Annotated in this window: 21 protein-coding genes; 10 read left to right on the plus strand and 11 right to left on the minus strand. The window is 54.4% G+C overall.

All coding sequences use genetic code 11. The features are described from left to right. Positions 1-83: 83 nt before the first annotated feature. Genes Q668_RS17755 through Q668_RS06585 form a run of 4 tightly spaced genes read left to right on the plus strand, consistent with a single transcriptional unit; the run spans position 84 to position 5464 of the window. Positions 84-602, plus strand: coding sequence for a rubredoxin (locus tag Q668_RS17755; protein WP_011784149.1), 519 nt, complete (start codon positions 84-86; stop codon positions 600-602). A 51-nt stretch (positions 603-653) separates the two neighbouring features. After that, the gene (locus Q668_RS06575) at positions 654-2108 is read left to right on the plus strand and encodes an aldehyde dehydrogenase family protein (RefSeq protein ID WP_036219379.1); all 1455 of its coding nucleotides are present in this window, start codon (positions 654-656) and stop codon (positions 2106-2108) included. 27 nt (positions 2109-2135) lie between these two features. Then, the gene (locus Q668_RS06580) at positions 2136-3827 is read left to right on the plus strand and encodes a GMC family oxidoreductase (RefSeq protein ID WP_011784147.1); all 1692 of its coding nucleotides are present in this window, start codon (positions 2136-2138) and stop codon (positions 3825-3827) included. A gap of 2 nt (positions 3828-3829) precedes the next feature. Then, positions 3830-5464 (plus strand): long-chain-fatty-acid--CoA ligase, encoded by a 1635-nt coding sequence (locus Q668_RS06585; protein ID WP_036219380.1) that lies wholly within the window; start codon positions 3830-3832, stop codon positions 5462-5464. A gap of 140 nt (positions 5465-5604) precedes the next feature. On the opposite strand, the gene Q668_RS06590 is transcribed toward Q668_RS06585, so the two are convergent. The 5 genes from Q668_RS06590 to Q668_RS06610 form a co-directional block, all read right to left on the minus strand. Then, positions 5605-6549, minus strand: coding sequence for an IS5 family transposase (locus Q668_RS06590; protein WP_011784145.1), 945 nt, complete (start codon positions 6547-6549; stop codon positions 5605-5607). A gap of 454 nt (positions 6550-7003) precedes the next feature. After that, positions 7004-7948 (minus strand): IS5 family transposase, encoded by a 945-nt coding sequence (locus Q668_RS06595; protein ID WP_011784144.1) that lies wholly within the window; start codon positions 7946-7948, stop codon positions 7004-7006. A gap of 637 nt (positions 7949-8585) precedes the next feature. Further along, positions 8586-9836 (minus strand): NAD(P)/FAD-dependent oxidoreductase, encoded by a 1251-nt coding sequence (locus Q668_RS06600; RefSeq protein ID WP_022988823.1) that lies wholly within the window; start codon positions 9834-9836, stop codon positions 8586-8588. 73 nt (positions 9837-9909) lie between these two features. Then, entirely contained in the window at positions 9910-11322 is a 1413-nt protein-coding gene (locus tag Q668_RS06605; RefSeq protein ID WP_022988824.1) for a cytochrome P450, read from the minus strand. 14 nt (positions 11323-11336) lie between these two features. Further along, positions 11337-11657: a 2Fe-2S iron-sulfur cluster-binding protein gene (locus Q668_RS06610; protein ID WP_031209878.1), complete on the minus strand. Its 321-nt coding sequence runs from the start codon at positions 11655-11657 to the stop codon at positions 11337-11339. A 129-nt stretch (positions 11658-11786) separates the two neighbouring features. On the opposite strand from Q668_RS06610, the gene Q668_RS06615 reads away from it, so the two are divergent. Beyond that, a complete protein-coding gene (locus Q668_RS06615) occupies positions 11787-12857 on the plus strand; it encodes an AraC family transcriptional regulator (RefSeq protein ID WP_011784140.1) in 1071 nt (356 codons plus the stop codon). A 41-nt stretch (positions 12858-12898) separates the two neighbouring features. Here the strand turns inward: Q668_RS06615 and Q668_RS06620 are convergent, their stop codons facing one another. Further along, positions 12899-13513: a TetR/AcrR family transcriptional regulator gene (locus tag Q668_RS06620; RefSeq protein WP_022988826.1), complete on the minus strand. Its 615-nt coding sequence runs from the start codon at positions 13511-13513 to the stop codon at positions 12899-12901. 258 nt (positions 13514-13771) lie between these two features. Between Q668_RS06620 and Q668_RS06625 the strand changes: the two genes are divergently transcribed. From Q668_RS06625 to Q668_RS06645, 5 genes are read left to right on the plus strand one after another with little or no spacing between them, the layout of a single operon-like run. After that, on the plus strand, positions 13772-14257 hold the full coding sequence (locus Q668_RS06625) for a PaaI family thioesterase (protein ID WP_022988827.1): 486 nt from the start codon (positions 13772-13774) through the stop codon (positions 14255-14257). After that, a complete protein-coding gene (locus Q668_RS06630; RefSeq protein ID WP_022988828.1) occupies positions 14254-14745 on the plus strand; it encodes a PaaI family thioesterase in 492 nt (163 codons plus the stop codon). Before Q668_RS06625 ends, Q668_RS06630 begins: the two co-directional genes overlap by 4 nt. Further along, positions 14735-15637 (plus strand): alpha/beta fold hydrolase, encoded by a 903-nt coding sequence (locus tag Q668_RS06635; RefSeq protein WP_022988829.1) that lies wholly within the window; start codon positions 14735-14737, stop codon positions 15635-15637. The genes Q668_RS06630 and Q668_RS06635 overlap by 11 nt, the downstream gene beginning before the upstream one ends. A 37-nt stretch (positions 15638-15674) precedes the next feature. Beyond that, on the plus strand, positions 15675-16727 hold the full coding sequence (locus Q668_RS06640) for an efflux RND transporter periplasmic adaptor subunit (protein ID WP_011784135.1): 1053 nt from the start codon (positions 15675-15677) through the stop codon (positions 16725-16727). Further along, positions 16724-19759 (plus strand): efflux RND transporter permease subunit, encoded by a 3036-nt coding sequence (locus Q668_RS06645; RefSeq protein ID WP_011784134.1) that lies wholly within the window; start codon positions 16724-16726, stop codon positions 19757-19759. The genes Q668_RS06640 and Q668_RS06645 overlap by 4 nt, the downstream gene beginning before the upstream one ends. A 115-nt stretch (positions 19760-19874) precedes the next feature. Here the strand turns inward: Q668_RS06645 and Q668_RS06650 are convergent, their stop codons facing one another. From Q668_RS06650 to Q668_RS06670, 5 genes are all read right to left on the minus strand, one after another. After that, a complete protein-coding gene (locus Q668_RS06650; protein ID WP_011784133.1) occupies positions 19875-20642 on the minus strand; it encodes a MipA/OmpV family protein in 768 nt (255 codons plus the stop codon). Positions 20643-20713: 71 nt separating this feature from the next. Then, positions 20714-21796 carry an aldo/keto reductase gene (locus Q668_RS06655; protein ID WP_011784132.1) on the minus strand — a complete coding sequence of 361 codons (1083 nt, stop codon included), beginning with the start codon at positions 21794-21796 and terminating at the stop codon, positions 20714-20716. A gap of 61 nt (positions 21797-21857) precedes the next feature. Further along, positions 21858-22454, minus strand: coding sequence for a TetR/AcrR family transcriptional regulator (locus Q668_RS06660; RefSeq protein WP_022988830.1), 597 nt, complete (start codon positions 22452-22454; stop codon positions 21858-21860). A 138-nt stretch (positions 22455-22592) separates the two neighbouring features. Beyond that, positions 22593-23261, minus strand: coding sequence for a cupin domain-containing protein (locus tag Q668_RS06665; protein WP_011784130.1), 669 nt, complete (start codon positions 23259-23261; stop codon positions 22593-22595). 47 nt (positions 23262-23308) lie between these two features. Continuing rightward, positions 23309-23929, minus strand: a complete 621-nt coding sequence (locus Q668_RS06670) for a glutathione S-transferase family protein (RefSeq protein WP_011784129.1) — start codon at positions 23927-23929, stop codon at positions 23309-23311. Between the last annotated feature and the right edge of the window lie 73 nt (positions 23930-24002).

Consider the following 24002-nt stretch of genomic DNA (forward strand, 5'->3'; position numbering starts at 1 on the left):
AGCCTCTGACGTGCACCTGAAAGAGGGTGCGCGTCGGGCGCTACCAAAACAAAGACAATAATATCGTTTGAAAGGTGCTTTAAATGGCTAAACATCAATGCCCGGATTGTGGTTATGTATACGACGAAGTGGTTGGTGATCCGCACGAAGGCTTTCCTGCAGGAACGACCTGGGAAAAAATTCCTGAAGACTGGTCCTGTCCAGACTGTGCCGTCAGGGATAAGGTTGACTTCGTTGCGCTTCAAGAAGCGAACTCGGAACTTTCGGTGTCCGCAACCAATATAGCGGTCCGTACTGCCAGCCAAGCTAAGACCGAGGGAGCATCGCAGAAAGCAACGGACGCATCTACTCCTTCAGCTAAAAATAAAACAAAGCCCAAAGCGAAACCGAAGCCTACCTCTTCAAAATCGCCCAAAGACTCGACTCAAAAAGATACCTATCGGAAGTGGGTCTGCATCACTTGCGGCCATATCTACGATGAAGCTCTCGGAGATGAAGCCGAAGGCTTCCCTGCCGGCACTCGTTTTGAAGATATTCCAGACGATTGGTGCTGTCCGGACTGTGGTGCCACAAAAGAGGACTATGTCCTCTATGAAGACTAATAATCCGATTTAAAATAACAACAGTCTCGTTCGGAAAGAGGTGATTTTATAATGCAGATTGCTAGTCTGGCGGAGGTTGGGCTGCCCAATGTGTCAACCAGCGATACGATTGATTCAACGTTCGCGGCCCTAAAGCGGGCACAACTTGCGCGTCGCGGAAGTTTTACCTTAGAGGCTCGAATAGCGCAGCTCGACCAGCTGCGGGATTCAATTAAACGCTACGAATCAAACATCATTGCGGCTTGCGCGGCGGACTTTCGAAAACCCGCTCCAGAAGTCAAATTAACTGAACTCCTGCCGGTGCTTCAGGAAATTCGACACACTAAAAAACACTTGCGTAAATGGATGCGTCCGAAGCGAGTGGCTGCATCCATTGGTGTTTGGGGTACGAGGTCTTATGTTCGGCCAGAGCCAAAGGGTGTGTGTTTAATTATCGCGCCATGGAATTATCCTCTCAATCTTGCGCTCGGACCTCTCGTCTCAGCGTTGGCTGCGGGGAACGGAGCTATCATCAAACCCTCGGAAATGACACCCCACACCTCAAAGGTGATTGCCAACATTGTCGCCGAAACCTTCCCCCCCGATCTTGTTTCGGTGATTGAAGGCGATGCCGCTGTAGCCCAGAAACTGTTGGCCCTGCCCTTCGACCACATATTCTTCACTGGCAGCCCTGCGGTCGGCAAGCTGGTCATGGAGGCTGCGGCCAGGAACCTTTCCTCGGTGACACTGGAACTGGGGGGAAAATCCCCGACCATTGTGGGACCAGAGGCCAACATCAAGAAGGCTGCCCGGTATATTGTGTGGGGGAAGTTTGCCAATAATGGCCAGACCTGCATCGCTCCGGACCATGTTTTTGTACACAGAAGCATTGCAGCCCCATTCAATGAAGCACTTAAACAGCAAATCGGGCGCATCTACGGGAAAACGCCGGAAGCCCGGCAATCGACGCCTGACTATTGCCGGATTGTAAATGCCCGTCATTTCCAGCGCGTGTCAAGCCTGATAGAAGATGCCAAAAGCAAAGGCGCAAACGTCTTTGAAGGCGGTATTACAGATGCTGAAGAAAATTTCATTGCGCCGACGTTGATTGCAAATATGTCCAGCGACATGGATATCTCACGTGAGGAGTTATTCGGCCCCATATTACCGGTTATTGAATTCGATGATATTGATTCAGTTATCAACAAAATCAACGATAACCCCAAGCCACTGGCGCTTTACGTATTCGACCAGAACAAGTCTTTTGCCAGAAATATTATCGAACGAACGAGTTCCGGCGCTGCAGGGATTAACCTTACAGTCGTGCACTTCCTGCATCCGGACCTGCCTTTTGGCGGAGTGAATAATTCTGGAATAGGGGCATCCCACGGTGAATACGGTTTCCGCGCTTTTTCCCATGAAAAGGCGCTGATGGAGGATAAGCATTCTCTCATCCACCTGCTTTTTCCTCCCTATACACGCTGGGTCCGGCGGCTCATAGATGCTGCTGTTCGTATTCTGGGCTGAGCATAATCCAATAACAAGAGAGTCACTATGTACGATTACATTATTGTTGGCGCCGGGTCGGCTGGCTGTGTATTGGCTAACCGACTGACTGCCGATCCCTCGAAGCGAGTAGCGTTACTTGAAGCAGGGCCAAAGGATAAGAGCCCGCTCATACATATGCCTGTGGGTATTGCACTTCTTGCCAATAGCAAGCAGGTGAACTGGGCCTTCGAAACCGAGCCTCAGGAACATCTCAAGGGGCGCCGTCTGTTCTGGCCCCGGGGTAAAACTCTTGGCGGCTCCTCCTCCATCAACGCCATGGTCTACATCCGGGGCCACAAAGCCGATTATGAACACTGGGGTCAGGCTGCCGGAACCGACCTTTGGGGATGGGACCGCGCATTAACATTGTTTCGCCGACTGGAAGATAACGAACGTTTCGGACCGGATGCTTACCACGGCAAGGGCGGTGAACTCAGCGTAAGCGATCTGAGATCGGTCAATCCGTTAAGTCGGGATTTTGTTCGCGCCGCTTCCCATGTGGATGTCCCGGTGAACACGGATTTCAATGGCGAAACGCAAGAGGGACTGGGCCCCTACCAGGTGACACAAAAAAATGGTCGGCGCTGGAGTTCGGCGCAGGCGTTTCTGCGTGGCGCAGAGAAACGGCCTAACCTCGATGTGCTAACGGACGCTCGGGTAACCCGGGTGGTAATGGATGGCCAGCGGGCGGTTGGGGTGACACTGAACCAAGGGGGCGAATATCGCCAGCTCAGACTCAATAATGGCGGTGAAGTCATTTTGTCCGGCGGGGCGGTTAATTCACCACAGCTACTTTTGCTTTCCGGAATCGGTGATCGCGAAGAGCTTCGGAAACACGGAATCCCTCTGGTCCATCACCTTCCTGAGGTGGGCAAGAATCTGGTCGATCATTTGGATATTACGCTGATGCACGCGGCGAACTCACGTTTGCCTATTGGTGTTGCCCCCAGCTTCCTGCTTCGGGGAGTGAGCGCACTTTTTTCCTATATTTTTGCGCGACGCGGGTTTCTCACCAGTAATGTAGCCGAGGCAGGAGGCTTTGTTAAATCCAGCCCTTCGTGTGAACGACCGAATGTGCAATTCCATTTTTTGCCAACTTTTTTGAAGGATCATGGGCGAAAAGTGATGACCGGGTATGGCTACACCTTACACATTTGCGATCTGCTGCCCAAAAGCCGGGGTTTTATTGGACTGAAAAGCCCTGATCCATTAGCCGATCCGTTGATTCAGCCCAATTATCTGAGTGACCCCGAAGACATCAAGACAATGATTTCCGCCGTTAAATTCGGGCGACGAGTACTCGCGGCACCGACAATGGCTTTGCATAGTAAGCGAGAAGTCATGCCCGGAAACTCTGTGTCCTCGGACGATCAGATTGCGGACTTCATCCGGGAAAATGCAGAGACTATCTACCACCCCGTTGGCACCTGCCGTATGGGCGTGGATCCGGAGTCAGTCGTTGATCCAGAGTTGAAAGTCAGAGGCATTGAAGGGCTTAGAGTCGTCGATGCTTCGATAATGCCCAGTTTGGTTGCCGGTAACACCAACGCACCCACCATGATGATTGCCGAAAATGCAGCCGACATCCTCCTGGGAAATGTCACGGTTCAGGCTCGGGTTATGACGCCCACGCCCACCGCGGACACTACTGACGCCAACTATTCCGTCCCACGAGCAGTAGAAATGGAGAGGAGATAAACGTGCTTGGCAAAATGATGAACGTAGAACTCACCGTGAATTCTTTGATCGACCATGCTGCTCGCTACCATGGAGACGCTGAGATTGTGTCGATAGGAACGGATGGAAATCCCAGTCGATCTGACTGGGCAACTGTTTCGAGGCGGTCGCGACAACTTGCGTCGGCGCTTCGAACGGCAGGCTATGTCCAGGGGGATCGGTGCGCGACCATTTGTTGGAATAACGTGGGGCACCTGGAATGTTATCTTGGCATCTCTGGTGGCGGGATGGTGTGTCACACCATTAACCCGCGACTGTTTCCAGAACAACTCGTTTACGTTATCAACAATGCTCAAGACAAAGCCATATTCTTTGACAAAACGTTCCTTTCGATTGTTTCAAATATCCGTGACCGACTGGAGACGGTTGAGGAATTTGTATTGATGTCCGAACCGGACGAAGAAATTGCAGCGCAATTTCCAGGATTGTTGTTTTATGAAGAGTTTCTCCAGCGAGGAACGCCTAACGCGAATTGGCCTGAAATCGCCGAAAACCAGGCTTCAAGCCTCTGCTATACATCGGGCACCACTGGAAATCCCAAAGGGGTGCTCTATTCACACCGCTCCACCGTTCTGCACGCGCTGGTAGCTGCTCAACCTGACGCACTGAATTTATCGGCACGGGACGTGGTGATGCCGGTTGTTCCTATGTTTCACGTAAATGCGTGGGGGGTACCCTACATTACGGCGATGGTTGGAGCCAAACTGGTGTTGCCTGGTCCCGGCCTGGATGGACAAAGTTTGGTCAAGCTTATCGATTCAGAAAGCGTAACGATTGCGCTGGGTGTGCCCACGATTTGGCAGGGACTTCTTTCGGCTTTGGACGAGCTTGGCTCCTCGGCAAAGACGCTCAAACGGACGGTGATAGGTGGTAGCGCTTGCCCTCCCTCAATGATGTCAGAGTTTCGTGGTAAGTACGGCGTAGATGTTGTCCATGCATGGGGAATGACTGAAACATCACCGATCGGAACCGTCAATGCACTGCTGGCGAAACACGATACCCTTTTAGAAGGAGAAAGAAATAAAATCCGTGAAAGCCAAGGACGGCCTCCCTACGGGGTGCAGCTCAAAATTGTGGGAGAAGACGGCCATCAACTGCCCGAAGATGGCGTTGCTCAGGGAAATCTCCGTATCCGTGGTCATTGGGTGGTAGCCGACTACTTTGGTTTTGAGCCAAATCAGACTCTTGAGGAAGACGGTTGGTTCGAGACAGGTGATGTTGCTTCGATCAATGATGATGGGTTTATGACAATACGTGACCGCTCAAAAGATATTATTAAATCTGGTGGGGAATGGATATCGACAGTCGAATTGGAGGGAATCGCAATGGGCCATTCTGCCATCAATGAAGCTGCTGTGGTGGCGGCCTCCCATGATAAATGGGATGAACGACCGATCCTGTTGGCAGTAAAAATACCCGACGCAAATATTACGGAGGAGGAACTTCTTGCTCATTATCAGGGAAAAGTCGCCAAGTGGCAGACCCCGGATCGCGTGATTTTTGTGGAAGCATTGCCACGCAATGCCACTGGGAAAGTATTAAAAAACAAGTTGCGCTCTGAATATGGGGAAGTGTTAGTCAATAAACCGGCAAGCTAGGGAAGGTCTGAATAACTGCTGATATTTGCCCATCTTGGGTTTAAACGGCAAAAAATCGAAGATTCAGACACTATTTTCCCTTTATTTGTGTGTTTTTTGCCCGTTTCCCGCCATTTTGGCGGAAAACAGGCGCACTGGCCCTACGCCAGCATGTATTTTTCACCGATCAGCAGGTTGCTAAACGCGGCCAGCAAATGCAACCGGTTGCTGTTCTTGGCAAGGCCGCGATAGCGGACCTTGCCATAACCAAAGACCCGCTTGATGTACCGGAAGGGATGCTCGACCTTGGCACGAACACTGGCTTTGATCTTCTCTGCTTTCAGTTTGTCGGCATCCAGCGTCTTCCGGGTGCCAGGCCGTTTGGCAATGAACCAGGAGACGTTTTTGCGGTGCTTATGCTCATCCCGCTTCTGAATGCCAAGGTAACCGGCGTCGCCGAAGACTCGTTGCTCTTCACCATGCAGCAGCTTGTCGGTGGGCACGATGTCGTGAACATTGGCAGCGGTGGTATCAATGCTATGAATCAGACCGAACGTGTCGTCGACACCAATGTGCATTTTCATGCCGAAGTGCCATTCGTTGCCCTTTCTGGTCTGGTGCATCTCCGGATCACGCTTGCCAGTTTGGTTCTTGGTGGAGCTGGGAGCAGAGATGATGGTGGCATCTACGATGCTTCCTTCACGCAACATCAAGCCGTTTTTCTCCAGGTGTTTGTTCACCTCTTTAAACAGCGCCTTGCCAAGACCGTGCTGCTCCAGGAAATGCCGGAAGTTGAGAATCGTCGTCTCATCTGGCAAACGGTCCAGCTTCAGACCCGCGAAGTGCCGCATGGATTCGATCTCGTACAGCGCGTCTTCCATGGCCGGATCGCTCAAGTTATAGAACAACTGCATGCAGTGAACCCGCAGCATGGCAGGCAGCGGATAAGGGGGCCGTCCGTTCCGGCCCTTCGGGTAATAACGGGCTACCTTCTTCTCCAACTGCTTCCACGGAATCAGCTTGTCCATCCGTTCCAGAAAGATCTCGCGACGGGTCTTGCGCTTCTTGGTCTGGTATTCGGCTTCGGAGAAGGTGATCTGATCCATGCTGGCAACGATCCTATGCGATTGACGATGGCCGTATTATCGCTGATTTTGGAGACTTATTCAGAGCCTCCTTAGAAAAGCAGTACTTCACAAAGCTGTCAGGTGTCTAGGATATTGGGGCTTGCCACACTGCGAAATCGAAGGGGGTATCGATGAAGCAGGTTATCAAGAATCTCCATCGGCAAATCGGTCTTCCAGTACGTTAATAAAACGTTGGTCTCAGTTAGCCACAAAAACGTGTTCGATGCCATGACGAACAAAGACTGATCATGTTCGCGGCGCATACATTGTACTCGCCAATTACAGAAAGCTAAGGAAGGTCTGAATAACCGTCGATTTTCACCAGCATCCGTTTGAGCCAGCAGAAAACGGAAAATTCAGACGCAACTCTCCATTTATTTGTATGTTTTCTGCCCGTTTCCCGCCATTTTGGCGGAAAATAGGCACACTGCCCCTATGCCAGCAGGTATTTTTCACCGATTAACAGATTACTGAACGCGGCCAACAAGTGCAGCCGGTTGGTGTTTTTCGACAGGCCGCGATAGCGAACCTTGTTGTAGCCGAACACCTGCTTGATGTACCGGAACGGATGTTCCACTTTTGAGGGGATGCTGGCTTTGATTTTCTCGGCTTTCAGCTTGTCAGCATTCAGGGCCTTCCGTGAACCCGGGCGCTTGGCGATGAACCAAGACACATTTTTACGGTGCTTGTGCTCGCCTCGCTTTTGTATGCCGAGGTAGCCGGCATCACCAAAGACTCGGCGCTCTTCACCGTGCAGCAGTTTGCCGGAAGGCACAATGTCATGGACATTGGCAGCAGTGGTGTCGATGCTATGGATAAGGCCCAGTGTGTCGTCGACGCCAATGTGCATCTTCATGCCGAACTGCCATTCGTTGCCCTTTCGGGTTTGGTGCATCTCCGGATCGCGCTTGCCAGAACTGTTCTTTGTGGAGCTGGACGCAGAGATGATGGTGGCATCAACAATGCTGCCTTCACGCAGCATCAGGCCGTTTTTCTCCAGGTGCTTGTTCACCTCTTTGAACAGCACCTTGCCGAGACCATGCTGCTCCAGAAAATGACGGAACTTAAGGATCGTTGTTTCGTCTGGCAGACGATCGAGCTTCAGGCCAGCGAACTGGCGCATGGATTCGATCTCGTACAATGCATCTTCCATGGCCGGATCGCTGAGGTTATAGAACAACTGCATGCAGTGAACGCGCAGCATGGCAGACAAAGGATAGGGAGGCCGTCCGTTCTGGCCCTTGGGGTAATAACGGGCTACCTTCTTTTCCAGCTGCTTCCACGGAATCAGCTTGTCCATCCGTTCCAGAAAGATCTCGCGGCGGGTTTTGCGCTTTTTGGTCTGGTACTCGGCTTCGGAGAAGGTGATCTGATCCATGGTGGCAACGATCCTATGCGGTTGACGACGGCCGTATTATCGCTGATTTTGGGGACTTATTCAGAGTCTCCCTAAGTGACCCAAATCATTTCTTTCATCATATGTTCGAGAATTCCCAAACTTGAGGCCTACGCCAGCAGATATTTTTCACCGATCAAAAGGTTGCTGAATGCAGCCAGCAAACGTTATTTAAAAACCTCTAACCGTTTAGTTGAGTAATAGATTGCCATCAGCACTGGTACGTCCTTGCTATAAAAAACTGTTTCATTAGCGCCATACCTTTGATTCAATTGGTCAAGTGTCCTGATATCAATACCGGATGTCAGAACCCGCCTCCCATTTACATCTCCAACAAGCCTGAATCTCACTCTGTTTGATTTACAGACTGCCTGCAGTTTGAACTCTGAGTAGCCCGTTCTTGGATGCCACTTTCCAACGGCTTCAACAGTGACACTTCCAAGAGAAGAGGCCGAAAACATTAAGTGCTTGGTGTGATTTAACCAAGATTCAGTGATATACACCTCAACCCATAGCGGTCGCGCAAAGTCACAATCTTTTATTGTTAAGAGGATCAAGTTCATATTTATTGGCTCACTCCGGTGACTGGCTGCTTCGGTTGCCACGCAACATATTGCCTTCAACTCTGGAGCCTTCCGTTCACCAAAGATTTCAGTTCAGTATCCGGATCCTCTATTAGTTCCGGGTTGATCGTTCTGCGTTGTTGAACGAGTGTCTTGCCTACCAAAAAAGCAAGGGGCAGGTTGACCGCGTCAACAGCAATAACACAGCCTTCGCGGAGATAGAACACGGCAAATCCTTTATCCTCGGGGGTGCCTCGAACCACTCGCTGATCATGATTTTGCGACAATCCTACCATCTGCAGACGAACATCGTACTGGTTTGACCAGAACCATGGAACGCTATCATAGGGTTTCTCCTCACCCATCAGGGTTGCCGCGGCTGTACGAGCCTGATCGACAGCATTGGCGACAGACTCGAGTCGTTGCATCTTCTCGAAGAAAAGATTCCGGTGCCGGGTGCAGTCACCGATCGCCAAGATGGCGGGGTCCTCGGTACGGGTAAATTCGTCAACAATAATACCGTTATCACAGGGCAGGCCGGCGTCCTTAGCCAGAGCGGTTTCCGGGATAATGCCGATCGACACAAGGACGATGTCGGCCGGTACGGTGCTTCCGTCCGCCAACGTCACGCCAGCCACATGCCCCTGATCGCCCTCCTCGAAGCCGGTTACCGCTGTGTTCAGACGTACGTCCACGCCGGCGCCACGGTGTTTGTCGTAAAGGAACGCTGATATTTCCGGGCCCGTAACGCGCTGCATAAGACGTTCGGCGGCTTCTAGCACCGTGACATTAACACCTTTTTTGTTGGCACTGGCCGCCACCTCAAGGCCGATGTAACCACCACCCACGACGACCAGGCGCTTTCCAGCAACTAACTGTTCACGCAGTACCTCTGAATCAGCTATGTCGTGCAGGTAATGAATGCCATTTAAGTCAGCCCCGGGCGCGTTCAGGTGTCGAAGGTGTGACCCGGTGGCCAGGACCAGTCGATCGTATTGCAGCCTGCTCTGATCCGACAAGCTGATGGTGCTACTGTCCCGATCAATTTGTTCGACGCGCACACCGAGCCGCAACTGATGGCCTGCGTTCTCGTATACCGAGCGCGGTTTCAGGTACAGCGACTCCTGATCAACGTCTCCTGTCAGGTAATTCTTGGACAGCGGCGGTCGATGGTAGGGCGGATGAGGTTCATTCCCCACCAGAACGACCTCATGTTGATATTTTTTTTGGAGTAAGGCTGTCAGGAGGGCACCTGCTGCGTGCCCACCGCCAACAATGACCGTCCTCTCTTTACGTTTGCTTACCATAGGCTATCTCTTTCGCTGTGCCCTGGGATTGGACTCTCCACACGTTCGGATGCCATCCTGGTCAATCGGTTAATTAACTGTTCGGTGTCAGTTTGACCATCAACCTGGAATAGCCCCGCACGAAGTTGGACTGCACCCGCTCGGGCTCTTCGACGACTTCGATGTTGTCAAAACGCTTGAGTATTTCTTCCCAGAGGATGCGCAGTTGCAGTTCAGCCAGACGGTTGCCCATGCAACGGTGAACCCCATAGCCGAACGACATGTGGTTTCGTGCGTCCTTGCGATCAATGATGAACTGATCGGGGTTGTCAAATTTGCGCTCGTCCCGGTTACCCGACGCGTACCACATGACAACTCGATCACCCTTCTTGATGGTCTGGCCGCCCAGTTCGACATCCTGCTTGGCGATTCGGCGCATATAGGCCAGCGGCGTTTGCCAGCGGATGATTTCCGACACCATGTTCGGAATCAACTCCGGTTTTGCCTTCAATTTTTCAAATTCCCTGGGGAATTCGTTCATGGCCACCAGGCCACCACTCATCGAGTTGCGCGTCGTATCGTTGCCGCCGACTATGAGCAGCGTCAAATTACCGATAAACTCCATCGGCCGATTGATCAGGTCTTTCGTTTCTTTGTTGCTCTGCAACAGGCTGATCAAATCGAAACCGGGCTCCTCGCCTGCTGCGCGGCGCGCCTCCTTGTCCCGCCAAAGCCTGGAGAAAGACCGGGCCATGTCTGCCGCGTCGTCAAACATGGCATTTTCATCGGCAAACTCCCCGCCGGTGGCCGATGCTGCACCTGCCATTCTGTCCGACCACTCAACCAGCTTGTGGCGTTCCTCGTAAGGGAAATCCAGAAGCGTCGCCAGCATGCGGCCTGTGAGTTCCTTGGAAACAGCAGGTACCCAGTTAAAGGGCTTGTCCAGAGGCAGGCTGTCAAGCACATCACCGGTGCGTGATCGGATCAGCCCCTCCATCTCCTTCAGGTTTTTCGGTGCCACTACTCCCTGCACCGAGCTGCGCTGCACATCGTGTTTCGGCGGATCCATCGCTATGAACATTTCCACCGACAGCCCCTCCGGAGGGTCACCGAGAATGATTTGCGGCTCGGCGGAAAACAGGTCGTGACTCTTATCCACGAACAGGATGTCTTCAAACCGAGTTACCGACCAGAAGGGGCCGAAAGGGCTGTTCTTCTGGTAATGGACCGGCGCCTCATCACGCAACCGTTTGAAATAGGCGCGCCACTGACCCTGCCGGTATAAAAACGGATTGCTGACATCGATGTCCTCAAGGGCCAGCGTGTTAACGTCCGGGATGGGTGTTTCAACGAATTCGGGCATCGGTCGGCGTGGGCCGAAGGTCTTCCTCTTGGCGCTCATTAAGAATTTCAGTCCCTGAATTTGCCTCTGCATCGGCACCACCCTGGAGGTGGCGTTAATCAGTCGGGACTGAATGTCGTCAAATGTTCTGGGCAGTGTTGGCATGCGTCCTCCTGTGTTCACATCTGGAACTCGGGTAAATGCACGGTCATGCCGTCCATTTCATCAGTCAGTACCACCTGGCAGCCCAGGCGCGAAGTGCTCGCCCGCTCCGGTGTCATTGACAGCATTTGTTCTTCCTCATTGCCAGGCGTGCCTGTCTTGCTGAACCATTCGTTCGTGACGATAACGTGGCAGGTACCGCAGGCGCACTCCCCCCCACAATCCCCGTCGATACCGGGAATGGCGCTATCAACAGCGATTTGCATTACCGAGGAACCAGCTTTGAATTCTGCGACATGTTCAGTTTGATCATGTTCGATAAACGTAACTTTGCCCAATGTTGTTCTCCTACCAGCATTGATGATTGACAGATATTGCCTGTCTGCCAGCATATTTTTCAGGTCATTTCTTGACAAGCAGGGGTCATTTGAAGACAAAATGGCGAAACTTTAGGAAGGGGGGTATCAATGATGGCGGCGCGGAAGAAAATGGAGGAGTTGCAAAGTCCCGGTCCGGATATTCCATCGAATTACTCACGGCTAGTTGCACGTGAGCTGAATCTGACAGCCAGACAACTTCCGCGTCTGCTGCGGGGCACTGGACTTGGGGTGACGCAATTTTTGAGCGAGGACGGACTGCTTACTGTGGCTCAGCAGATACAGATCCTGCGTAATGCAATGGATCTGTCCGGCCAGCCAGAATTTGGGTTAAGGCTGGGTAAACGAATGACTCCGGCAACCCACGGAGCAATGGGGTTCGTGGCTTACAGCAGCCCCGACCTCCTCACTGCTCTACACGCGATTCGGACATTCCTGCCCACGCGCGCGAGCTTCATCCAGTTGCACTTGCAGCAAGTCGGTGAGCGTTTGGAATGTATTCTGCAGTACCTGGGGCCATTAGACGATGACATACAGCGTTGCCTGTCGGATGCGATGGTCAAGGCACTTTTCGAATTCGGCGAGTTCATGGTTGGCCGCCCTTTGCGCGAGGCTGAAGTATGCTTTGCCCATCCGAAACCCGAGTATCACGCAACGTATTCGGACTTTTTGTCCGGGCAGATTCACTTTGATTGCAGCCAATTAAAACTCAGCTTGCCGATGGCCTTGTGTCGGGAACCAAACGCCTCTGCCAATCATGAAAACTATCATCTGGCCATGCGACAGTGTGAAGCCATGCTTGCGCAACTTCAGTCCGATAAGCCAAGCTACCAGACCCGGCTGAAGAAGATGATGTTGTCCCGGCCGCCGGGAACGCTCAGTGAAGAGGAAGCGGCTGCTTCTCTGTTCATCAGCAAACGCACCCTGGCGCGTAAACTCAACCATGAAGGCAGCAGTTTTCGAAAAATCCGTGACGAGATTCTGTCTCAGCAGGCAGCGCTGTACCTGCGTGACAGCGAACTGTCAATCGAGGCCATTGCTGCGTTGATGAATTATCACGACAGTGCCAATTTCAGACGCGCCTTCAAACGCTGGTTTGGCCAGCCACCTGAGCAATTCAGGCTAAACGTCAGATCACACACCATCTATACACGTGATTAACAAACATAAACCGGCGCTAATTACGCTTGGGGAGCCAGTGCCTATGTTCGTACACTTTTCCTGATTACACCATCCATGATGACGTTCCAGACAAAATCACCAATGCCGTCGAGTGTATAGACACCTTTCGGATCAAACCAGGTTGCGACCCAGTTGAGCGCCCCGAGGCCGATTAGGCGAAGCAGGAGAGCATTGACATCCTTCCGAATCACGCCTTGCTCAATCATCGTTTCGATGATCTCGGCCCAAAGGGATTCATACTGGTCACGCAAAGCGATGATGTCCCCGCGGGCCTCCGCGCTCAGTGAACGCCACTCAAACAAAAGTACGTAAACCGTATCCGAATCAACCAGCAGGGCGTGCAAATGTGCGTTGATACAAAGACGCAATCGTTCCACGGGATCGTCCGAGCTGGCGTACGCGGTTTCAACCTCTGTTGTAACCAGGTCTACTCCCCGACGCATCAGCTCAACGAGCAGCGCTTCCTTGCTGCTGTAACGATAATACAGACTTCCGGGCAGCATATTGCAGGCTTCTGCAATCTCCTTAAGAGATGTCCTTTCAAAACCTTTCTCACGAAACAGCCGGGCGGCGTTAGACAAAACATTACCCTGATCGCCTAGTTTGCTTGCAGGGGTAATCTGTCTGTCAACCATGGCTTAAACACCTCCTGAGCAATCCCGTTTATTAATCATCAGAGCAGCCATCATTCGATTCGTTTCACTGATCGTACGCCATTACACCGGTGCCGTGCCATTTGGATTAACAAAGTGTTGACTTTTGGTTGGTTGACCAACCAAACTTTGGAAACAATGCTACTCACAAGAGAACGCCATGGCAATGACCTATGACAATCCACTGGTCCTCTACACTTCCGCCCCTGCGCGAAATGCATGTCAGACTGAGCGGATCTGATGAACGATCTGAACAAACTTCAGCACAGTGACGCTGTGACGACGGCGTGGCAGTTCACCGAACAGGTTCCTCACGGCAGGGATCTGGGCATGCAAGTTGTCTCGGTAGACCAGGGCCAGGTCTGTATGCGGCTAACCCCGCAGTCATGGATGTTCGCCCATAAGGATACAAAAGAAATCTGCACCAGCGTACTTTACTCGCTGGCAGACTCCGCCGGAGGCTTGGCGGTATTCGCGGGTGCCCTGGAGTTGATGCCCATTGCCACTCTGGATCTGCGCATGGATTATTTGCGGCCTGCCATCGGCGACCGGGCCCTGTCAGCGGTGGCCACCTGTCGTCATTTATCGGACGATGTCGCGTTTATTCATTGTGACATCCTTAGCGAGGGAAATCGCGAGTTACTAGCGACGGCAAACGCCACCTTCATGCGTAACACCCAGGGACAGCAATTGCATGCAGGTGGACGAGGAAAGGAGAGCGCATGAGCACGACTGGCGATTCGGCCCCACAAATCTCAGGCACTGCGGAAAGTGCGAAAGAATGTGCTGACTGGCAGGCTCTTCTGGAGCGCATTCCCTATGCACAGCACCTCGGGCTTGAGGTTCAGCGCGGTGATGCAGGCGTATTGGTTCATTTGCCGTGTCGTGAAGCGCTGATTGGCAACTTCATGCTACCAGCCCTCCATGGCGGCGTGCTTGGAGCCCTGATCGAACTCACCGCGCGGGTGGCTGCGCAAAGCCAGGATGCAGAGACACGTTGCCCGCGCATTCTCGACAGCCACATCAATTACCTCCGCTCCGCGAAGGCCCGATCGACGTTCGCCAGGGCCGACATTATTCGGCAAGGCAGGCGCACCAGCCTGGTCCAGGTGACCTGCTGGCAAGGCGATGATAAAAAACCGATCGCCACTGGTCAGGTTCAGTTATTGCTCCCGACAATGGCCGCCCAACAAGAAGACCGTCATGGACATTAAGCACAACACACCTGAACGCGACGAATTCCGGGCGACGGATGGCGCCGATATCGCACTGTGGCGCTGGCCGCAATCCAAAGCGCGCCCCACGCTGCACTGGGCACATGCCACGGGTTTCCATGGCCGCCTGTACCATCCACTGCTTGACGAGCTCGCCACGGACGTCAATGTCCTTGCCTGGGACATGCGAGGACACGGGGCCAGCGTTGGTGCAGCCAACCTGTCGACATTCCGGGGCTGGGAAATCTATTATCGCGACCTGATCGCTCTGCTGGAATGCCTGGACGAGCCGGTCTGGCTTGCCGGCCATTCCATTGGTGCCACCACCAGCATCATGGCCGCTGCCCGGCGGCCTGATAAAGTGCTGGGTCTGATTCTGGCGGAACCGGTGATCATGGACCCGATGCAGGGTCTGAAGTTGTGGTTGACGAAGCTGTTACGTCAGTCACAACGGTTGTCACTGGCCGCAGGAGCCGCACGTCGGCGCAGAGTATTCCAGTCGCACGCTGCTGCGCTAGAAAACTATCGTGGCCGCGGTGGCTTCAAGACCTGGCCCGAAGCATGGCTGAACGCCTACGTCCAACACGCCTTCGTGCCGCAGGGTGACCAAGTTCAATTGGCGTGTGCGCCCGAGTGGGAGAGCACCACCTTTGCCCATACCGAACACAACCCCTGGCCCGGTATTCGTCAGTTGCGGTGCCCGGTTATAGCACTGGCGGCGGAACGCGGGTCAACCTTCTCACCAAAGGCACAAAAACGCCTGAAGGCCCTGCTGCCTTCGGCTGACATAAGGATTCTTGAAGGCACGACGCATTTTCTGCCTATGGAACAGAAGGACACCGTTCGCGATGCCATCCTGCAACTAGCTTTAACTGGATGCCGCGAGAACTGATATCCACACCTTAATCTTGCCGATCGAGACATCTGCCATGCGCTTTCTGCTGACCCTGTTTATCTCGCTGCTCATTCTGTCAGGTTGTCAGCAGTCCGCGGAAACGCCTCCAGAGGCCCGCCCCCCTGTTCCCTGGGTAAAAACAGTGGAATTGAAGGAGGCAGGTCCAACATCTCAGAGGTTTTCAGGAACCCTGCGAGGCCGCCACGAAGTTCCCCAGGCCTTTCAGATCGCCGGCCGGATTCAACAACGTTTCATCGATCCCGGTCAGCGCGTGGAAAAAGGCGACTTACTGTTCAAACTCGATTCACGAGACCTTATCGCAACCGCGGAGGGGGCCGCCGCAGATCTGAGGCGTGCAGAAGCGGCCCTGGCCATTGCCACTAATGAGCTCCAGCGACAGCAGGAACTGGTAGGACGTCAGTTTGTCAGCGAACAAACCCTGCAACGCCTTGAACTGGCGGAGCGTGAAGCACGCAGCCAGGTGGAAACGGCTTCTGCACGAAATCAGCAGGCTCAGAATGCTCTGGGATATGCGGAACTAAAAGCCGCCAATGCAGGCGTGATCACCGAGGTCATCGTTGAGCCCGGCCAGGTTGTGGGTGTCGGTCAAACCCTTGCCGTTCTGGCTGAAGATCAATCCCTGGAAGTCGAGGTCTTTTTACCTCAGGGCAGCAACCCGCCCCGGCAAGGTTATGTTCCTTTACCCAATGGCGAACAGCTTGCGGTGAATCTGAGAGAGATTGCCGGGGCTGCCGACGCCAGAAGCCGGAGCTGGCGTGCCCGATACAGCCTGGAGGGGCCCTACCCTTCGTCTTTAACGCTTGGTTCAGTGGTGAGTGTCCGGCTGATGCAGAAACAAACCACGGCCAGCCATCGTGTACCGCTGGGTGCCCTTGATGAGAGAGGAGAAACGCCGCAGGTCTGGTTGGTCTCCGACGGCATGGTGACCCCCCTTGCGGTCGAGGTTATCGATTTGGGTGAGGAGTATGCGCAGATCCGGGCCAACATCAACGCGACTACGCCGATCGTCGCATTAGGGACACACCTGCTCACGCCTGGCATGGCGGTGCGGGAGCTGGCTCAATGAGCCTGCCTAATCTTTCCGCACTGGCAGTGCGCGAGCGTTCGGTCACCCTCTTTTTTCTTTTGATGTCCGTTGTTGCGGGCTTCTACGCGTTCTCATCCCTTGGTCGGGCGGAAGACCCTGCGTTCACTGTCCGGGCAATGGTGGTTTCTGTGGTTTGGCCAGGAGCAACCCCTGAGGTGCTACGGAATCAGGTGGTGGACCGCCTGGAAAAACGAATACAGGAAGTGGCGTATTTCGACACTGTTGAAACCACCATTCGGCCCGGACAGGCCACCATGCTTATCCGGTTCCAGGATTATACGCCTAGTGAAAAAATGCCCGATCTCTTCTATCAAGTTCGCAAGCGCATGTCCGATGAAAGCCCCAATCTCCCCCGTGGTGTCATCGGCCCCATCGTTAACGATGATTTCTCAGACGTGTATTTCTCCCTGATGGCCCTCACAGCACCGGGAATGCCAATGCGTGAACTGACCCGCGAGGCAGAAGCGATACGAGATCGCCTGCAACGGCTACCCGGCTTGCAAAAGGCACAGATCCTGGCCGAGCGTCCTGAGCGGGTGTATCTCGAGTTTGATCAGGACCGGCTCAACAATCTCGGCTTGTCGGCAGAAGAAGTGTTGCAGGCGATAGAGGCCAACAATCGCCTTGAGCCTCTGGGCTTTGTTGATCTTGCCGGCCCGCGGGTTTATGTCCGCAGCAACATTGACCTGTCTGACCTTGAGCGCCTCGCCTCAGTACCTCTGCGTATCGGAGACCAAGTTATCACCGTGTCTGATCTGGCCGAGGTGCGTTTGGGCTATGAAGATCCGTTGAACTACATCGTCCGTTCCAGCGGTGAGGATGCGATCCTCCTGGGCGTCGTCATGGAGGCGGGCGAAAATGGCCTGGAGTTTGGTGAACGGCTCAGTAAGTTTGTCAGCACTGAACAGGCCAGGCTGCCCCTGGGGATGTCAATACAGACCCTGACCAACCAGGCTGAGGCCATCACTCAGGCCGTTGATCTTTTTCAGGTCAAGTTTCTGGTGGCATTGGTCGTCGTAATGGGCGTCAGTATTCTGGCGATCGGCCTGCGTGCGGGTTTAGTGGTGGGCATTGCGATTCCCGTTACTCTCGGGCTGACCTTTTTATTGATGAAAATAGCGGGCATTAACCTGGACCGCATCACCCTGGGCGCGTTGATTATCGCACTGGGCCTGTTAGTGGACGATGCGATCATCGCCATTGAAATGATGATTGTGAAGATGGAGAGTGGCTGGGACCGGGTACGGGCAGCCAGTCATGCCTGGAGCGTCACAGCCGCGCCCATGCTGTCTGGAACGCTAGTAACAGTGGCCGGTTTTGTCCCCATCGGCTTTGCTCAGTCGGGTGTCGGGGAATACACCGGTAACATCTTCTGGGTGCTGGCTTTTGCGTTGCTGATTTCCTGGGGGGTGGCGGTCACCTTTACGCCTTATCTGGGCGTCAAGCTATTGCCCGATTACATCGGGCATACTGGCCAGGACCTTTATCAAAGCGCTTTTTATCAGCGGTTGCGTGGGGTGATTGCAGCGTGTGTAAGGTACCGGAAAACCGTCGTTTTTCTCACAGTGGGTTTACTGGCTCTCAGTGCTTTCGGTATGGCAGCCCAGGTACAGAAGCAGTTTTTTCCCAGTTCTGATCGCCCCGAGGTTCTGATCAGTGTCTATGCTCCGCAGGGGAGCGCTATTGCCACCACGGATCAAAGCGTCAGACGCCTCGAAGCGATATTGATGGACATGCCGGAGGTTAAAAGCCTGTCCGCTTACATCGGTGCCGGTGCACCCAGATTCTTCGTATCGGCAAACCCCGAGCAGCCGGACCCGGCGTTTGCCAAGTTGATTGCCATCGGGCAGGACGTTGAAGGGCGCGATCACATCATCTCGACGCTGGAGGCCAAAATCGCGGCGGGTGAGTTTCCTGAGGCGAGAGTGCGTGTAACGCGTTTGCTGTACGGCCCGCCGGTGGCCTGGCCGGTCAGTTTTCGAGTGTTGGGTCCGGAACCCGATCAACTCAGAGAGATCGCGCACCAGATTCGGACTCTCATGACCGGGCATCCGAACATCGTCATGCCGCACCTCGAATGGGATGAGCGTGTGCCCACGCTCTATCTTGAGTTGGACCCGGAAAACCTGGGCTGGATGGGCCTGACCCCGGCAGAGGTTGCACGGCAACTCCAGTTCCAGCTTCGCGGCGTGGCCGTTACCGAGTTACGCCAGGGCATAAGGAGCGTTCAACTGGTGGCGCGTAATGCCCGCGGTGAAATCATGATGCCCGAAGATCTTGAAATCAAAACCCGCGACGGCCGCAAACTCTCCGTAAAACAACTGGGGCAGTGGCAGGTTCGTTATGAGGAACCGGTTATAAAGCGTTACAACCGCGCCCCCTTCCTGGCCGTTCAGGCGGATGTGGAAGGCGCCCAGCCACCGGATGTCACCAAAGAGATCTGGAGTACGATGGCAGGCCTGCGTGAACGGTTACCGGACGGTTATCGTATTGAAATTGGCGGTACGGTGGAGCAATCCGCCAAAGCCAACGCCTCCATTCAGACTTTACAACCGGTGATGTTGGCGTTGATGCTGATTTTCATCATGCTTCAGATGCGTTCATTTATCGGCACCTTGACCGTTCTGGCCACCGCGCCATTGGGACTCATTGGCGCTGTGCTGGCTTTGCTGTTGTTTAATCAACCTTTTGGCTTTACCGCGTTGTTGGGGCTCATTGGCCTGGGCGGTATCCTGATGCGAAACACCATGATTCTGACGCAGCAGGTGCAGGACAACTTCACAACTGGGATGGCTGCTCGGGAAGCCGTGGTCGAGGCAGCCGTCCAACGCGCTCGCCCCGTGGTACTCACTGCCCTGGCGGCCGTTCTGGCGTTTGTACCTCTGACCTTTGACCTGTTCTGGGGGCCGCTCGCTTATGTACTTATAGGGGGCGTAGCAGTCGGCACTCTGATCACCCTACTGTTTGTTCCGGCGCTTTACGCACTCTGGTTTCGGTTAAAGGAAAAGTGAGCCAGGTGTTTGAGCTCCGAAGTAATCCTTACATAGCCGACGAAGCCAGAACCGGGAGATTCAGGGGTTACTTGCCCATTCCCGTGACAAGAATTGCCCCGGTCCCCGAAGACATTCAGAATCGGTAACTCATAAAAACACCGGTGTAGGCTTGGGTAGCCTCCCCGATATCACTGACAATCGGGCTATCCTCGGCATCGCCGGTTAATTGTGACACCCCAGCGGTCGCGGTGACCGACCATTGCGCAGACAACGAGTAGGTTAAACTGCCTGTCAGGCCATACCGGGCATAGCCATCAGGGCTATAAGAGGCCAAGCCGGAGCGGGCACTTTCCGTATCGGAAATACCAAACCTATCGTCTGTCCAGTCATCACTGCTGTAGGTCAGGTTCGGCCCCAGGGAGGCAAACCATTGATCGCTGAACTGGTTCCGCCATCGTGCCTTAAGCACCACCTGATAGCCATCGACATCGCCGGTGAAGGGAGATTGGACGGCTGCGCTGTACGACCATGCGTCGTGGTTGTAAGCAACGCGCAAGCCGGCGATCGCGCCGCCATCAATCTTGTCCAGGCGTTCAAGATCCTCGTCATTGTCGCGCCCCGGAATGTAACCAATAAAGGGCGACAGCTTCCAGTTGCCGTGGCGAATCAGGTTCCAGCCAAGACCATCGCGAATGTTAAAGTAGAAACGGTCACCATAGCTCACATTGATCGTCGGCCAGACCCTGGTTTCATAATCGTCGCTGCCAAGGTAGTCCGGAGTATAGAGTACACCCGCACCCAGGCTGGCGTCCCACGCCGAGTTTGCCAGGCCCGGGGTTGAAACAACCAACAGCGTCGTCGATGTGGCCAGTAGCCACGGACGTTTAACTTTTGACAGCATAGACGAGTTTTCCCGTTGTTTGGCTGCGCAGCCAAGGCGCAGCGAAATGTGTGCAGTGGGTCGCTATCGGATTAAGGCTCGGAAGGATTTCGGTACCCGGCCATCATTGCCATCATCCAGCCCGGGTACTCCTCCGGGATACGACTCACCTCGTCCAGAGCTTTACGCTCGTCATCAGACAATCGGATCTGTGCGGCCCGGATATTGGCTTTCAACTGATCTGGTCGCTTGGCACCAACAATAACACTGGATACAGGTTCCTGGTGCAGTAGCCACGCAAGAGCGATCTGGGCCACGGTGACGGGTTCGCCGTCAATCTGCTTTCCGTCAGCCACCTCACGCATGACCTTGATAACCTCTTTGCCCCGCTCGCGGTTAACCGGAGGGAAGTCGAACTTAGTGCGCCGGTTCTCCTCGGATACGTCCGGATCCTCGTATTTGCCGGAAAGGTAACCGCCGGCCAGCGGGCTCCACACCATCAACCCGACCTTTTCCGACGCCAGCATGGGGATCACCTCCCGTTCCAGGTCGCGCCCCACCAGGGTGTAGTACGCCTGCAGAGACGTTACCGGGCACAGGTTGCGGGCCCGGGTGATACCGATGGCCTTCATGACCTGCCAGGCGGCCCAGTTAGACAAGCCCACATAACGCACATGGCCCTGTTGCACCAGGGTGTTCAGTGCCTCCAGGGTTTCTTCGATCGGGGTGGCCGGATCAAAGCCATGGATCTGGTACAGATCAATGTAATCGGTCTGCAATCGCGCCAGGCTCGCCTTGCATTCGCTCATGATGTGGCCACGGGAAGCACCACGGGCATTGGGGCCCTCGCCCATGGGGCCGAGCACCTTGGTGGCCAGCACGACATCTTCCCGGCGAACGCCGAGGTTCTTCAGGGACTGGCCGACGATGCGCTCGCTGGCCCCGAAGCCATAGATGTTGGCGGTATCGATAAAGTTGATTCCCGCCTCCAGAGCGATCTTCACCAGTTCGTCGGCCTGTTCCTGCTGCAACTGGCCGATCAGGCCCCAGATGTCTTCATCACCGCCGAAGGTCATGGTTCCCAGGCAGAGTTCGGAGACGAACAAGCCCGAGTTTCCGAGTGCTGTGTAGCGTAACGGATTGTGATCAAATCTTGGCAGGTTGTGAGGGGTCATGTTGCACCTCCTGATAACAGGTTAATGTCACGACTTTCTGTCGCGTCTCATTCACTGCCATTCAAGCGCCAGTGTTGTTCCCTTCCGAAGCACTTTGGCAGCGAGCCCTTAAAAGTTGTGTAGCCGCATCAAATGGAGCTGGGTCTTGTGCTGTGCGTGCCGCCAGGTGGGCGCCTTCCAGCGTGGCCAGGGTTGCGCAGGCTTCTTGTGAGGGATCAGAAATGGACGAAAGTGACCCATCCCTCAGGCCCAGTTCAAAGGTTGCCCTGGTCCAGTCCAGCACCATTGCCCGAACGCTACCCACCCGGTTGACAACCGCCTCGGGCAGGCTTTCGCGACAGATTGAAAAGGCAACGCACAGGCAGACGGTCTGGCCGTCATGCAGGGCACTTCGGTACACAGCGATGAGAGCACTCAGGCGTTCGCCGGCGCTGGAACAGGCCGCCTCTATTTCAACCAGCCGCTCTTTCAGGCTGGTGTGATACCGCTCGATCAAACGCTCCGACAAGTCCGCCTTGGTCGGAAAATGATAATGAATGGAAGCCTTTCTGATGCCAATGGCCTTCGCGAGATCCGCATAGCTGAATCCGTCAAACCCTCTTGATCGGGCGGTGCGCTCTGCGAAGTCTAACAGGGCGGTTCTTGTGTCACGGTTCATAATTAGTCAATGGTTAACGTCGTTCACTCAGGCAGTTGCCGTGTATGGCACCTTGATCAGGGGAAGGTTACGATTCCTTCCCCTGATCAAGCCCTTTTTGGCTCTTTGGCAGCCCAGAAATGTTCAGGCTCCTGCTGGTTACACTTCAGGGGTCCTGACAAACCGAAGGTGCCCTGTCTTCATCCAGATTTTCGCCCCACGGGCTCCGGCCGTTGCGGACAATGCTTCTCCTTCGGGCAGACGCAGCCAAGCATTCCTGCCCAGCACTTCATCGTTTACCGTGACATCGCCGTCCAGGACCAACACCTCGATCCCGCCGGCCGCCTCTGATGTCAAGTTAGCACCGGGCTCAAGCTTGCGGTGAGTGACCGTTTCACGCTCGTCCTCATGCAGGAGCGAGGTGGAAATGCCCTCCACCGGAGCACCCAGTTCCGCTTCCATGTTTTTGCTGAACTGGGTGCGGTCCGCCGGGTCGAACTGCCAGAGCTTGACAAAAATCGTACAGCCCTCGGCAGAGCCTGGTACATGAGAGGTGGTTGGCGGATTCCGCACATAGGTTCCCGCAGGATAATCCCCATGTTCGTCCTGAAACACACCGTCAAGTACGATGAATTCCTCACCACCGTCATGAGTGTGCGCCGAGAACCGGCTGCCTGGCGCATACCGCACAATACTGGTGGCACGGGCCACTTCGCCACCGATACGATCCAGCATTCGCCGCTCCACCCCTTTCATGGGTGAAGGGCGCCACTCAAGCTGGTCAGTATCAATGACCACGGGCTTTGTGAAATCTGCATTGATTTCCATGCTCTGTCCTCCGGTTAATCAGTCCGCCAAGCCAAAAGGCCCGGGCATCAGCCGGTAATCGACGGACGGGCCGCGACCCGGGCACGCCAGGCCAGGAGATGATCCAGGTGACCGGGAATGTCAACCTTGGCGAACTCTGCAAACACCAGTCCGGCATAAGCCGTGATATCCGCAACAGTGAAACGGTCACCAGCAAGAAACTCGTTTTCCGCAAGCACCTCGTTGAGATAGGCCATCGTGGACTGAGCGACCTCTTTCTGCTTATTACCCCAGTCAGGACATTGCCATGTCTCAAGGTCGGGCCCCAGTCCCCGGGTTGCGTGGTGGAAATACGCGCCCACCGCATTCATCAAACCGGATTCGGCACGAATATTCATCATCGCGATAACCGCACGCTCTTTAGGCGAGGCGCCCGTCAGGGAGGGCCCGTCAAACACACCGTCAAGGTACTCAGTGATGGCGTTGCACTGTGCAATGCAGGTGCCGTCATCAAGCTCCAGTACCGGCACGGTGGCATCGGGGTTCTTTGCCCTGAAATCAGTGGTACGGTGTTCACCACCCATGACATCCACCGGGACAAACACCACTTTATCGGTGGCACCTTTCTCGGCAAGGGCAATGCGAACGCGCAGCGGGTTGGGAAAGCCTTCAGTGTCGTAAATTTTCATTGGTTACCTCTGTTGGTCATTAAGCATACGACGTTTAATTTACCTATCAGTAGATAGGTGCGCAAGAGGCAAT

The sequence above is a fragment of the Marinobacter sp. ES-1 genome, from assembly GCF_000475255.1.
Classification (GTDB): Bacteria; Pseudomonadota; Gammaproteobacteria; order Pseudomonadales; family Oleiphilaceae; genus Marinobacter; species Marinobacter vinifirmus.